Origin of the sequence: Cellulomonas sp. PS-H5 (genome assembly GCF_019265565.1) — a bacterium.
Lineage (GTDB): Bacteria > Actinomycetota > Actinomycetes > Actinomycetales > Cellulomonadaceae > Cellulomonas.
In genome coordinates this window covers 1-12,999 of record NZ_JAHVCI010000056.1, presented here as the reverse complement: position 1 = coordinate 12,999, position 12,999 = coordinate 1, and the positions used below count along the sequence as shown (strand labels likewise).

At 78.6% G+C, this 12,999-nt stretch carries 9 protein-coding genes and 1 pseudogene; 3 read left to right on the top strand and 7 right to left on the bottom strand.

The annotated features are described in order from the left end of the window. Positions 1–30 precede the first annotated feature (30 nt). On the top strand, positions 31–1,281 hold the full coding sequence (locus J5O08_RS17105; RefSeq protein WP_218708088.1) for an EAL and HDOD domain-containing protein: 1,251 nt from the start codon (positions 31–33) through the stop codon (positions 1,279–1,281). Positions 1,282–1,322: 41 nt separating this feature from the next. After that, positions 1,323–1,565 (top strand): DUF2530 domain-containing protein, encoded by a 243-nt coding sequence (locus J5O08_RS17100; RefSeq protein ID WP_147795522.1) that lies wholly within the window; start codon positions 1,323–1,325, stop codon positions 1,563–1,565. A 62-nt stretch (positions 1,566–1,627) separates the two neighbouring features. Here J5O08_RS17100 and J5O08_RS17095 read toward each other — a convergent pair whose 3' ends face one another. From J5O08_RS17095 to J5O08_RS17065, 7 genes are all read right to left on the bottom strand, one after another. Continuing rightward, the gene (locus J5O08_RS17095; protein WP_218708087.1) at positions 1,628–2,872 is read right to left on the bottom strand and encodes an MFS transporter; all 1,245 of its coding nucleotides are present in this window, start codon (positions 2,870–2,872) and stop codon (positions 1,628–1,630) included. Then, positions 2,869–6,264 (bottom strand): ATP-binding protein, encoded by a 3,396-nt coding sequence (locus tag J5O08_RS17090; RefSeq protein ID WP_218708086.1) that lies wholly within the window; start codon positions 6,262–6,264, stop codon positions 2,869–2,871. The genes J5O08_RS17095 and J5O08_RS17090 overlap by 4 nt, the downstream gene beginning before the upstream one ends. Further along, on the bottom strand, positions 6,261–7,208 hold the full coding sequence (locus tag J5O08_RS17085; protein ID WP_218708085.1) for a DUF3027 domain-containing protein: 948 nt from the start codon (positions 7,206–7,208) through the stop codon (positions 6,261–6,263). Before J5O08_RS17085 ends, J5O08_RS17090 begins: the two co-directional genes overlap by 4 nt. A gap of 2 nt (positions 7,209–7,210) precedes the next feature. Beyond that, entirely contained in the window at positions 7,211–7,594 is a 384-nt protein-coding gene (locus tag J5O08_RS17080; RefSeq protein WP_147795518.1) for a cold-shock protein, read from the bottom strand. A 152-nt stretch (positions 7,595–7,746) separates the two neighbouring features. Next, entirely contained in the window at positions 7,747–9,024 is a 1,278-nt protein-coding gene (locus tag J5O08_RS17075) for an EAL and HDOD domain-containing protein (RefSeq protein ID WP_218708084.1), read from the bottom strand. A 151-nt stretch (positions 9,025–9,175) separates the two neighbouring features. Continuing rightward, complete coding sequence (locus J5O08_RS17070; protein ID WP_218708083.1) at positions 9,176–10,393, bottom strand: M20 family metallopeptidase; 1,218 nt, start codon at positions 10,391–10,393, stop codon at positions 9,176–9,178. A gap of 1 nt (position 10,394) precedes the next feature. Next, a complete protein-coding gene (locus tag J5O08_RS17065) occupies positions 10,395–11,717 on the bottom strand; it encodes an MFS transporter (protein WP_218708082.1) in 1,323 nt (440 codons plus the stop codon). An 81-nt stretch (positions 11,718–11,798) separates the two neighbouring features. On the opposite strand from J5O08_RS17065, the pseudogene J5O08_RS17060 reads away from it, so the two are divergent. After that, positions 11,799–12,999, top strand: a pseudogene (locus tag J5O08_RS17060) (hypothetical protein); the annotation flags it as partial.

The window sequence follows — 12,999 nt, the reverse complement described above, 5'->3', positions numbered from 1 at the left end:
CGCCCCGACCGACCCGACCTGGAGCTCGTGATGACCTCGACCCTCGGTGCCGACGCCGGGTCCCCGCGCGCCGCGAGCGGCAGCCCGATCCCGATCGGCGGCGGCGAGACCACCGTGCTGCGCCAGCCGGTCGTGCACCACGACCGCTCCGTCTACGGCTACGCCGTGCGGGTCCTGGTCAGCGGGCCGACCGGCGCGTCGCTTCCGGACGAGAGCACCGAGGTCGCCGTCGAGGCCGCCTACCGGCGCCTGGACCTGACCGGCCTCGCGGGCGACAAGCCCGTGCTGCTCCGCGCGACCGCCGGGCTGCTGTCGGGCACCGCGGCCGTCTGGTACGACGCCGACCGGCTGATGCTCGAGGTCACCCCGTCGCTCGCGCGGCGCCCCGACGTCGACGATCTGCTCGCCGCCGCCACGGCCCGCGGCAGCCGGCTCGCGCTCGCCGACTACGACGGCTCGCTGGCCCAGGACCGGCTCCTGGACCGGGTCCAGATCGTCAAGGTCGACCTGCAGCGCGGCGCCGACCACTGCGCCGAGCTCGTCGCCCGCGCGCACGCCGCCGGCGCGACCGTCGTCGCCGAGCACACCGACACCACCGAGCGGCTCGAGACCGCCCAGGCGATCGGCGCCGACCTGCTCCAGGGCCCGATGTTCCACCGCGACCCCCCGGTCACGCGCCGGTCGTTCTCCGCCGGCGAGCTGCAGTGCCTGGAGCTGCTGCGCGTGCTGTCCGAGGAGCAGGTCGACCAGCAGACCGTCGTGCGCACCGTCGCCTCCGACCCCGAGCTGTCCATGCGGGTCCTGCACCTGGTGAACTCCTCGGCGTTCGGGCTGCGGCGCGAGATCGACTCCGTGCTCCAGGCCGTCGTCCTGGTCGGCCCGCGGCAGCTGCACGCGCTCGCGATCGCGTCGCTCATCGACGCCAAGCCGGCCTCGGTCGGCACGCTGTGGTCGATCCTGACCCGCGCCATGACCTGCCACACGATCGCCGGGGACGACGCCGGGTACACCGTCGGGCTGCTGTCCGCGGTCGCCGCCCAGCAGGGCATCGACCTCACGGAGCTCGTCGCGCGCACGGGCGTCTCCGACGCGCTGAGCTCGGCGCTGCTGCGGCGGGAGGGCCGGCTGGGCCAGGTGCTGGCCGCGGTGCTCGCGCACGAGGAGAACGACACCGCGGCCGTCGCGGCCACCGGCCTGGAGCCGTGGGACGTCGCGCACGCGTACCTCGCCGCCGTCCCGAGCGCGCTGGCGACGGCGACGGCCCTCGCCTTCGGCGAGTAGCCCGCGGTTCCGGGCCCGCCGGAGCGCATAGGGTGGTGGCCGTGCCGTCGTTCATCCACCTGGCCCTGCGCCCGGAGAGCCGCAAGCCCGCCCCGGAGCCGGTGCCGGTGAGCATGCGGCCGGTGTTCCTGGTGGGCATCGCCGCGTGGCTGGTGGCCCTGGTCGTGGCGGTCGTGCTGTGGCTGACCGACGCGGCCGGCCCGCACGGCGTCTGGGCGTGCGTCACGGGCGCCGCGCTGGGCGGGCTGGGCCTCGCCTGGACCCGCCGCCGCCCGGGCCGCTGACCCCGGCACCCCCTCCGCCGAGCGGGCAGTAGACGTCCCCACCCGGGCCGCGGTGGCGACGTCTAGTGCCCGCTCGGCGGGTCCGTCGCCCCGGTGCGGGCGGCGGCTGCGCGGGCCGCAGCCGCGCGGGCCCGGGTGCGGGCCGTGGCGTGCTCGGACCAGCGGGGCACGGTCGCCGCGAGGGCGCCCGCCGCCAGCAGGCCGGCCGCGCCCATCGTCACGATCCCCGCCGCCAGGCTGCCCGCGGCGGCGACCGCCGAGACCACCAGCGGACCGGCCGCGGCCCCCGAGTCCTGGAACACCCGCCACACCCCGAGGAACTGCGCCCGGGCGTCCGGCGGGGCGACGTCCGCGCCGAGCGTCATGAGGATGCCGGAGCCGATGCCGTTGCCGAAGCCCATGACCATCGCCACGACCGTCAGGCCGGCGAGCGTCGACGTCAGCGGCAGCACCGCGATCGCGCCGCCGAGCACCAGCATCGACGGCACCGCGACCCACAGCCGCCCGCGCCGGTCCATGACCTTGCCCGCCGGGTAGAACAGCAGCATGTCGACGGCGCCCGAGATGCCGAACACGAGGCTCGTGGTCGCGGGGGCGAACCCCAGGTGCTCGGACCACAGCGGCAGCACGACCTGCCGGGTGGCGCGCACGGCGCCGACCAGCACGACCGCGAGCCCGAGCGTCGCGAGCAGCCGCCCGTGCCGGCGCACGAGCCCGGCGGTCGACACCCGGGGACGGCCCCGCGCGGCGGGGTGCCGGTCGTCGACGTCCCGGGCCAGCCCGACGACCGCCGCGGCGGCGACCGTGGTGCCGACCGCGAGCCAGAACACCGCGCGCAGGTCGGCGACGTGCAGCACCGCCGCCCCGAGGAACGGCCCGAGGAACACGCCGATCCGGGACACCCCGCCCAGGGTGGACAGCGCCCGCGCCCGGTTCACCACCGGCACCACCTCGGTGAGGTAGGCCTGCCGGGCGAGGTGGAACACCGCGGACGCGGCACCGGTCAGCAGCACGCCGACCGCGAGCACCGGCAGCGTCGGGGCGAGCGCGCCGATCGTGAGCGCGACGCACGCCACCAGCGCCGCGACGAGCATGGCCCGCCGGTCGCCGACCCGGGCGGCGAGGGCGCCCGCGGGCACGTCGCCGAGGATCTGGCCGACGCCCACCAGAGCCACGATCAGCGCGGCCTGGTCGAGCCGGGCCCCCATGCCCGCGGCCACGAGGGCGACGACCGGGGTGACGGCGCCGAGCCCCGTCTCGTAGAGCAGGGCGGGCAGGTAGGCCGAGGTGAGCAGGCTGCGGTTCATCGACCGTCCATCATGCCCCCGTCGTCGGCGACCTGCTCCACGGCGAGCTCGGCGGCCCGCGCCGGCTCCACCAGGGCGAGCTCCGCGGCGTGCCGGAGCCGCCACACGCCGCACGCCTGCGCCAGCCCGCGCGCGAGGCCGGCCAGGTGGGTGGCGTGCACGATCGCGTCCGGACCGGAGCCGTCCACCCACCAGTCGACGGGGACGCCGTCCACCCGCAGCTGCTCGTGCTCGATCCAGGTGTCCGGCGCGCCGGGCAGCAGGACCCGCACCGCGTCGGGGGTCGCGGACAGGGTGCCGGCGTCGTCGCCGTCCCGCTCGTCGACGACGCCGTCCGCGAGGTCGCCCGCCACGGGGACGCCGAGCAGCTCGGCCAGGTCCTCCGGGTCGGCCGGCCCGGTCACCGGCACCATCGCGGCGACGTCGGTGCGCTGCCACCACATCGGCGCCGGGGCGACGGCGGCGTCCTCCGCGTGCACCAGGACGACCCGGTCGGGCGCGACGAGGGCGGGCAGGACGTCGAGGTCGGGCAGCGCGTCCCCCTCGGCGTCGGCGGCCGCGAGCCCGGCCCAGGCGGACCACACCGCCGCCGCGAGGTCGAGGTCGACGCGCCCGCCCACCGGCGCCGCGGCCCGCAGCAGCGCGTCCCAGGCGCCGGGCGGGACCGCGGCGAGGGTCGCGACCCCGCCCAGCGCCGCCTGCGCGGCGGGGTCGAGCGCGGCGACCTCCGGGGGCGGGGGCGGCAGCAGCCGGGCGACGGCGGGCTCCGCCCCGGCGACCGCGAACGGCGCCGCCAGCGGGAGCCCGGACCGGTGCCGCAGCCACCACGCGGTGTAGCCGGGGGCGCGGCGCCCGGCGGGGCCGCGCACCTCGTCGAGCAGCGCGCGGCGCAGCGGCCCGGGCTCGGCGAGCCGGGCGAGCACGGCGGGCCAGGCGCCCGGGTCCGTGGCGTCGAGGTCGGCGACCGCCAGGACCTCGGGCAGCGTCTCCCCCTCCCCGACGACGGCTGCGACCTCGGCGATCCAGGCGTCCCAGCCGTCCAGGGCGTCGGTGACCAGGTCGGCGTCGTCGTCGGCGTACGGGTCGCCCGGCGCCGCCGCGGCGTCGGTGAGCAGCAGCGGGACCAGGTCCGCGCGGACGCCCGCGACGGCGAGGGCGTCCGCGCCCCACCGCTCGACGGCGTCCGCGGCGACCGGGGCCAGCACCCGCGGGTCGAGCAGCCGCTCGGCGCGCGAGCCCGGCAGCACGAGGCCGTGCGCGGGCGTCGGCTCGTCGTCCGCCGCGCGCAGGGTGAGCAGCCCGAGGACGGCCCGCCCGGGGGCGACCGGCTCGCCGTCCGGCGCGACCGACCCGTCCGCCACGGCCGCGTGCACGAGCGCGAGCACCGCGTCGCTGACCTGCTCCGCCACGGCGACGTCGTCCTCGTCGGCCTGGTCGAGCACGGCCTGCCGCACGCCCGGGTGCGCGAGCAGCGCCGCGGGGTCGGCGGGCGCCGCGCCGAGCCGCTCCAGCACCTCGTGCGCGGCCGCCGGGTGCACGAGGCGCACGCCCCACCGGCCGAGGACCGCCAGCGCGCCGGCCACCGGGCCTTCGGCGTCGAGCGCCCCCGCCACCGGGAGCAGCAGGCCGCGGGCGCCCCGGACCACCCGGCCGTCGGCCAGCGGGACCGGCAGCGCCGCGAGGGCCTCGCGCGCGAGCGGGTCGCCCGCGGCCGGGGCGAGCGCGGCGTACAGGGCGCGCCACCGCGCGGGCGGCAGGCCGGAGGCGGCGGGCAGCTCCTCGACGTACTCGGCGGCCTCCCGGACCTCGACGCCCAGGGCGCGGGCCGCGGCGAGGCGGCCCTCGGGCAGCACGACGAGGCCGGCGAACCACGGGGCGAGGGCGCGGGTCAGCTCGGGGGCGTGCGGGCCGGCGAGCGCGACGGCGCGGTGCGGCTCGACGAGGTCGGCGGCGTCCGGCGCGGCCGGGCGGTCGTCGTCGAGGGCGGGACGGTCGTCCCCCTCGGTGGCGGTGCGGTCGTCCCGGCCGTCGGGGCCCGGGTCGGGCTCGGCCGGCCCGGCGGCGTGCGCGGGCGGCAGCAGCGGCGTGCGGGACAGCGCCTCGACCAGCCGCCCCCGCAGCGCGGCGTCCAGGTCGCCCGCCGGCAGCCCGAGCGGGACCAGCCGCAGGGCGTCGTCGCCGTCGGCGGCGCACGCGGCGGCGAGCCGGGCGTACGCCTCGGCGGCGACGTCGAGCAGCGCGTCGGTCGCGGGGCCGCGGGCGGCGCGCCGCCGGGTCGGGTCGAGCGGGACGGTCGCGACGAGCAGCGCCGGCAGGTCGAGGGCGTCGTCGGTGGGCGTGGGCGCGTGCAGCACCCGCTCCCACGGCGCCCCACCCCCCGCCGCCCCGGGCAGCGCGGCGAACAGGTCCCCGGCGACCCCGGTGCGGTCGTCGGGCCCGGCGCCGCGGACGGGCAGCGCCCACGTCACGCGCCAGCGGCGGCGGGACCGCTCCTCGACGGGGCGGTCCGCGACCAGCGCGGGGTCGAGCTCGCCCTCGACGGTGAGGCGCCGCCAGCGGCGGTCGACGTCGGCGACCCGGCGGCGGTGGCCGGCGAGGTCGTCCTCGACCACCACCTCGGTCAGCCCCGGGAGCGCCAGCAGCAGCGCGTCGCCGACCTCGGCGAGCATCGACCGCACGGCGTCCACCGCCGCGTCGTCGCGCAGCGCGAGCACCACGGCGGTGTCGTACCCGCCCGGCGGGCGTCCCGCGTCCTCCCGGGGCAGCCGGAGCGCGGGCAGCGACCCCTCGCGGCGGGCGACCTCGTCGGCCAGCCGCGGCTCGTCGCCGGCGGCGAGCGCGAGGTCCCGGCGGGTGTCGTCGAGCGAGAACCGCACCGCGCCGGACGTGGACAGCACCCGGACGTCGTCCGACACCGCCCGCACGGCCGCGAAGCCGACGCCGAACCGGCCGACCAGGCCCGGGCCGCGGGCCCCGGTGCCGTCGTGGCCGGGCCAGTCCCGGCTCGCGGAGGCGCGCATCGCCGCCATCGAGTGCACGCCCGCGGCGTCCAGCGGGGCGCCGGTGTTGGCCGCGACCAGGACCGCGCCACCCGGCGCCGCCGAGCCGCCCCCGGCGACGCCCGGGCCGTCCCCGGCCCCGCCCGGTCCGTCGCCGCCCGCCTCCGTGGCGCCCGCCGTCGTCAGCCGCAGCAGCAGCCGCCCCGGCGTCCCCGCGCGCACGGCCGCGTCGGCGGCGTTCTGCGCGAGCTCGACCACCACCCGGTCGCGGTAGTAGCCGCGGGCGTGGTCCTCCTCGGTGTTCGCGTCCTCACGCAGGCGCGCGGGGTCGGCGCGCCACGTCCCCAGCACCCGCTCGCGCAGCGCGCGCGTGCCGAAGACGTCGCCGGTCACGACCGGGGCTCGTCCTCCGCGGGCGGCGCGTCCTGCGCCGCGTCGTCGGTCGCCACGTCGTCCGCGGCCACCTCGACCTCGACGGTCACGGTCTCGACCGTGGCCTCGACGGTCACGGCGGGGCCGGCCGCGTCGTCCCCGGCCGCCCCGGCGGCGGGCGCGTCCGGCGCCGGTGCGTCGACCGCCCCGGACCCGACGACCTCGGCGGTCGGCAGCACGTCCAGCTCGCGCGCGACCGGCACGTCCGGCCACTCGGACGGCCGCGGCTCGACGTCCGTCTCGGAGTGCGCGCCGCAGCCGTGCTCCAGCGCGACGACCTTGCCGTCGTCGGGGGACCACGCGTTGACGCACACGCCGAACACGGTGCCCAGCGCGCCCTGCAGCGGCACCAGGAACCCGCAGGTCATGCACGGCTCGGCGGACGCGACGGCGCCGGCGGACGCCGGGCCCTGCTTCGAGCGGTACCAGCGCTCGGCGGCCTCGGAGATCCCCACGGGCGACAGCACCCGGTTGCGGGCCAGCGCGAGCTCGCCGATCGCGACCTCGTCGACCTCGGGGTCGCCGGTCGGGGTGAAGCCGGGCTCCAGGCGCGGGTCGTCCGCACGGAACGGCAGCACGTCGCCGGGGCCGAGGTCGCCCGGGCGCAGCCGCTCGTCCCACGGCACCCAGGCGGGCGCGAGGACGGCGTCGTCGCCGGGCAGCAGCACGGCCTCGCAGACGGTCGCCTTCCGGGCGCGCGGCACCCGGGACAGGGTGACGGTCCACACCCAGCCGCGGTAGCCCTTGGCGGTGCAGGCGAACCGGTGCGAGACGAGCCGGTCGGCGTCCACGGCGTAGCCGAGGTGCTCGCCGACGTCCTGGGGGTGCTCGGCCAGCTCGAGGGCGGCCTCGCGGGCGAGGTCGACGGCGCCGCCGAGCACGGCGTCCTGGGTCGCGGTCGCCATGCTCAGGCCTCGAGGTCGTCGGCGACGGCGCGCAGCAGGGTGGCGACCTGCTCGGCGCGGGACTTCTCCGGGCGGCGGCCGCGGCGCAGGTCGTTGCCGACCCGGTCGAGCACCTTGATCAGGTCCTCGACGATGACGGCCATGTCGTCGGCGGGCTTGCGCTGGACCGCGGCGACCGAGGGCACCGGGTCGAGCAGCTTGACCGCGAGCGCCTGCGGGCCGCGGCGGCCGTCGGCCACGCCGAAGTCCACCCGGGTGCCGGGCTTGGGCGTGCCGATCCCCGCGGGCAGCGCGGACGCGTGCAGGAACACCTCGGTGCCGTCGTCGGCGGCGATGAAGCCGAAGCCGCGATCGGTGTCGAACCACTTGACCTTGCCGGTGGGCACTGCGATCCCCTGTGCTCGTCGGAACTCGCGCGGCGTCGCGCCGCACGTCACCAGGCTACCGGTCGCACCGCCCGCGCAGCGCGCCGCTCCGCGGCCGGCGAACCCCCACGGACCCGCGTCGCGCCCGTGCCGCGCGGCCCGCGCGGCGCGGCTCAGCCGAACGCCACGTCCTGGACCCCGCCCGGCACGGCCTGCAGCCGCGGCACGGGCTGGTAGACGGTGGCGAGCAGGGCCCGCGCCTCGCGGAGCGCGGTCAGGTAGACGAGCGACACGTGCAGCGCGGAGTACGGCGACCGGATCGACGGCACCGCCTCCTCCGCGATGGCGTCGAGGTACGCGTCGAGCACGTCGCAGGCCGCGACCACCCGGGCGCTCGGCTGGGACCGGTGCAGCTCGGGGTCGAGCTCGGACACGGGCACGTCGAGCAGCTCGGACACGATGCGGACCAGCGCCTCGGTGGACGCCTCCAGCGGGTCCTGCGGCGCGAGGATCTCGGCGGCGCGGGTGCGGGCGAGGGCCATGAGCGGGATCTCGTCGTCGTGGTGCCCCGCGGTCGCGAGCACCTCCAGCACGAGCATCGCGCGGAACCGCTCCCGCCCGAGCAGCACGAGCGCCTGGTGCAGGTTGCGCACGGTGCGCCCGGCGCCCGACACCGAGTTCACGACCCGGAACACCTTGAGCGCAATCGCCGGGTCGGCGGCGGTGAGCCGGGCCAGCCGGCGGTAGGACACCTGCGGGTCGCCCAGCTGCACGAGCAGCCGCCCGGCGACCATCGCGTGGTGCGCGAGCGCCGGCCGGGTGAGCACCGTCGGCCGGCGGAAGTGGTAGCCCTGGAACAGGTCGAAGCCCGCGTCCTGGGCGGCGAGGAAGTCGGCCTCGTCCTCGACGTGCTCCGCCACCAGGGCGGCGTGCGGGGCGACCGCGCGCAGCTCGTCGGCGAACTCGGCGAGCCGGTCGCCGACGTCGGACATGTCGACCTTGACGTAGTCGCACAGCGGGAGCAGGTCCCAGCGCTGGTCGCCGGGCACGAAGTCGTCCAGCGCGATCCCGAACCCGAGCCGGCGCAGGCGCTCGACGCCCGCGACCACCTCCTCGTCGGCGGGGACGTTCTCGAGGACCTCCAGCACGACGCGGTGCGGGTCGAGGGCGACCGGCAGCTCGTCGACGATGAACGACCGGGGCACGTTGACGAACAGGTCGCCGTTCCCGGCCAGGTCCTCGACGCCGAACTCGGTCAGCGTCGCGACGATGACGGTCGCGGTGGCGCGGTTGTCGTCCACCCCGGGGCGGACGCCGGACTCGAGGGCGTCCGGGCTGGCCCGGAACAGCAGCTCGTGCCCGATCGGCCGGCTCAGCACGTCGTAGATGCCCTGGCGCGCCACGCACACCTCGCGCGTGGCCGGGGGGAGGTGCCCCGCCGTGATCGACATGCGTGTCCCTTCGGCTCGAGAGCGCGGGCGCCCGTCCACGGGCGCGTCGAGACCTGTCATCGGCACAGGTGAGGCGGACCTGAGCGCTCGGGCGGGTGGAGCCGCAGATCAGGCGGGGATCCGGACCCGATCGGGTGTCGGACGGTCCCGGTCAGCCCTCCGCGAGCCGGTCCAGCGCGAGCGCCGCGAGCACCGCAGGCCCGACCGCGAGCGCCCCGTCCTCGAACCGCGCCTGCGCGGAGTGGTTGTAGGGCGCGGTCCGCGGGTCGGCGTCGGCGGGCGTCGCCCCGACGCCCAGGTAGGTGCCGGGCACCTCCTGGAGCACGTAGGAGAAGTCCTCGGAGCCCGCGAGCGGCTGCGGCGCGTCGACGTACGACCGCTCGCCGAACAGCCCGGCCGCGAGCCGCGCCAGGCGCGCGACCTCCTCCGGTCGGTTCGACGTGACCGGGTACCCCCGCTGGTAGTCGACGGTGACGGACAGCCCGTGCGCGGCCGCGACCCCCTCGCACACCCGCGCGACCCGCTCGGGCACGACGTCGTGCACCGCCTCGGAGAACGTGCGCACGGTGGCCTCGATCCGCGCGTCGGCCGGGATGACGTTGTCGGTGGTGCCCGCCTCGATCCTGCCGACGGTGACGACGACCGGGTCGAACACGTCGAACTGCCGGGTCACCATCGCCTGCAGCGCGAGCACGATCTCGGCGGCGACCGGCACCGGGTCCTGCGCGAGGTGCGGCATGGACCCGTGCCCACCGCGCCCGTGCACCGTGACGTGCACGGTGTCCGCGGCGGCCAGCAGCGTGCCGGGGCGGCTGGTGATCGCCCCCGTGGGCAGGATCGCCGACAGGACGTGCAGGCCGTACGCCGCGACGACCCGCTCCCCCGCGGCGTCGAGCACGCCCTCCTCGATCATGAGGCGCGCGCCGTGGTCGCCCTCCTCGCCGGGCTGGAACATGAGCACGACCGAGCCGGCGATCTCCTCGCGCCGGGCGGCCAGCAGCCGGGCGGCGGCGACCAGGCCGGCGACGTGCAGGTCGTGGCCGCAGGCGTGCATCGCGCCGGGCACCTCGCTGGCGAACGGCTCGCCGGTCTCCTCGGTCACGGGCAGCGCGTCCATGTCGGCCCGCAGCAGCACCGCCGGCCCGGGGCGCGCGCCGCGGAGCACGGCGACCACCGACGACAGGCCGGCGCCGGTGCGGACCTCCAGGCCGAGCGGCTCCAGCGCCTCGAGCACGAGCGCCTGGGTGCGGGGCAGGTCGAGCCCGATCTCCGGGGTGCGGTGCAGGGCGTGCCGGAGCGCGGCGGTGTCGGGCAGCAGCGCCCGGGCGTCGGCCCGCAGGGCGTCCAGGGCGGGGTGGTCGAGCGGCATGTCAGACCTCCGTGGGGTGCGGTGCTGCCGGGCCGGCGGGTCGCGGCGCCGGGGACGGCTCGGCCCGGGTCCCCGCGAGCGTCTCGACGGGGTAGAGCAGCCGCTCGCCCACCAGCCACGAGCCGACGGCGGACACCGTCAGCCCCGCCGCCGCCCACACCGGGACCAGGCGCAGCACGTCGCGGGAGATCAGCCACTCGGCCACGAACAGGAACGTACCGCCGAACAGCGCGATCGCGGCGCCCGCGGGGACGCCGAGCGCGACGGCCCGGATCGGCACCGGGAACAGCCGCGCGCCGGCGACCGGCGTGACGCCGAGCTGCAGGCCGACGCAGATCGTGAACAGGGGCGCGGCCACGAGGTACGGCACGGCGCCGGCCGCGAGCCCGAGCATCAGCGGGACGACCAGCACGGCCGCGGCGGTGAACCCCGTCCGGATGAGCACCAGCGGCCCGAATCGGTCGGCCAGGAACCCGGAGGCGATCATCGCGACCAGCAGGCAGATCAGCGCCACGGTGTGCTGCGATGCCGCCTGGGTCTCGGTGTACCGCCCGGTGTGCCCGGCGAACTCCGGCAGGTACACCGACCCGAAGTAGACGCCCATCGTGGACCCGATGGTGAGCATGAACGCGAGCGCCATCCGCCCCGCGTGCCGGCGGAGCAGCGGGCCGGTGGGCTCGACCCCGGCGTCCCGCGCCCGCTCGAACACCTCCGACTCCGGCACCCCGCGCCGGATCCACAGCGCCAGCAACCCGCACAGGGCGGCGATGACGAACGCGATCCGCCAGCCGCCGTCGCGCAGCCCGTCCGGGCCGAGCACGCCGAGCAGCACCGCGAGCACCACCGTGCCGCCGAGCGTGCCGAGCGCGTCGCCGGAGTACGCGAACGCGCCGTACCGGTGCCGGCGCTCGGGCGGGGCGACCTCGACGACGTACGTCGCCGCCGTGGCGACCTCGCCGCCCATCGCGATGCCCTGCAGCATCCGGGCGAGCACGACCACGACCGCGGCCCACCAGCCGGCGACGGCGTAGGTCGGGGCGGCGGCGATCACCGCGGCCCCCAGGGCGATGAGCGACACCGACGCCAGCAGGCCGGTGCGCCGGCCCCTCGTGTCGGTGATCCGGCCCATCACGTACGACCCCAGCGGCCGGACCACGAAGCCGACCGCGAACACGACGTACGCGCCCAGCACCCGGGTCACCGGGTCGTCGCCCGGGAACACCTGGCCCGCGAAGTACGGCGCGAGCAGCGCGTACATGGTCCAGTCGAGGGACTCGACGAAGATCCCCGCGGTGCTCGCCACCACGACCCGTGCCCTGCGCACCCGTGCCATCGCTGCCTCCCGGCGGCTCGCCCCGGCGGACCCGGCCCCGCGCCGGACCCGCCGGAACGTATCGTGGTGCGGATGGCCACGTTCAGCGAGCACCTGCGCGGCAGGTCGGACGACGAGCTGGTGCGCCTGCTGCTGCGGCGCCCCGACCTCGCGCACCCGTCGCCCGCCACGCTCGCCTCCCTCGCCGCCCGCGCCACGAGCCGGCCGAGCCTCGAGCGCGCGCTCGCCGGGGTGGACGCCGCGGTGCTGCAGGCGGTCGAGGCCGTCGTCGCGCTGCTGGCGGGGTCGGCCGACCCGGCGACCGGGGTGCGCGCCCGCGACGTGGTGGCCGCGGTCGGCGCCGGGCGCCCGGAGGCCCCCGCGGTCCGCGCCGCGCTGGCGACCGCCACCGACCTGGCCCTGGTGCACCCCGCGGGCGGGCGCGCGTCCGACCCGCTGCTGCGCCCCGCGCCCGGCGTCGCCGAGCTGCTCGGCCCCGCGACCGCCGGCCTGGCCGCCCCCGCGCCGCACGACCCCGACCCCGCCGCCGTCCCCGGCCTGCTCGCCGACGCCCCCGCCGCGGGCCGCGCCGTGCTGGACGCGCTGACCTGGGGGCCGCCCGTCGGCGTGCGCCCGGCGTCCGGTGCCGCGGCGGACGCCGTCACCGAGCTGGTCCGCGCCGGGCTGCTGGTCCGGGCCGACGAGCGGCACGTCGTCCTCCCCCGCACGGTCGCCCTCGCGCTGCGCGACGGGCGCACGCACCGCGCCCCGGCGACGCCGCCCGCGCCGGAGGACCTGCCGCGCCGCGACGCCGCGCTGGTCGAGGCCGAGCACGCCGCCGGTGCGGAGCGCGCCGTCCGGCTGGTCGCGGGGCTGCTGCGGCTGTGGGGCCAGGCCCCGCCGCCCGTGCTGCGCGCCGGCGGGCTCGGCGTCCGCGACCTGCGGCGCACCGCGAGCGCCCTGGAGGTCACCGAGCAGGAGGCGGCGTTCGTCGTCGAGCTGGCCGGCGTGGGCGCCCTGGTCCGGGACGACGGCGAGGAGTCGCCGCACCACGTCCCGACCACGCTCGCCGACGAGTGGCTGGCGCTGGACCTCGCCGACCGGTGGGCGCGGCTCGCGTCCTGGTGGGCCGCCACCCCGCGGTGGCCCGCCCTGGTGGGCACCCGCGACGAGCGCGGCGCGGTGCGTCCTGCGCTCGGCCCCGAGCTCGGCCGGCCGTGGGCGCCGCGGCTGCGGCACGCGGTGCTCGGGCTGCTCGCCGACGCCGGGCCGGGCGCCGCCCCGGACGCCGCCG

Bases quoted from the DNA above. Each gene is read 5' to 3' on its own strand.
- J5O08_RS17105 (WP_218708088.1), top strand. From the start codon at position 31: ATGACCTCGACCCTCGGTGCCGACGCCGGGTCCCCGCGCGCCGCGAGC.
- J5O08_RS17095 (WP_218708087.1), bottom strand. From the start codon at position 2,872: ATGAACCGCAGCCTGCTCACCTCGGCCTACCTGCCCGCCCTGCTCTAC.
- J5O08_RS17085 (WP_218708085.1), bottom strand. From the start codon at position 7,208: ATGGCGACCGCGACCCAGGACGCCGTGCTCGGCGGCGCCGTCGACCTC.
- J5O08_RS17075 (WP_218708084.1), bottom strand. From the start codon at position 9,024: ATGTCGATCACGGCGGGGCACCTCCCCCCGGCCACGCGCGAGGTGTGC.
- J5O08_RS17070 (WP_218708083.1), bottom strand. From the start codon at position 10,393: ATGCCGCTCGACCACCCCGCCCTGGACGCCCTGCGGGCCGACGCCCGG.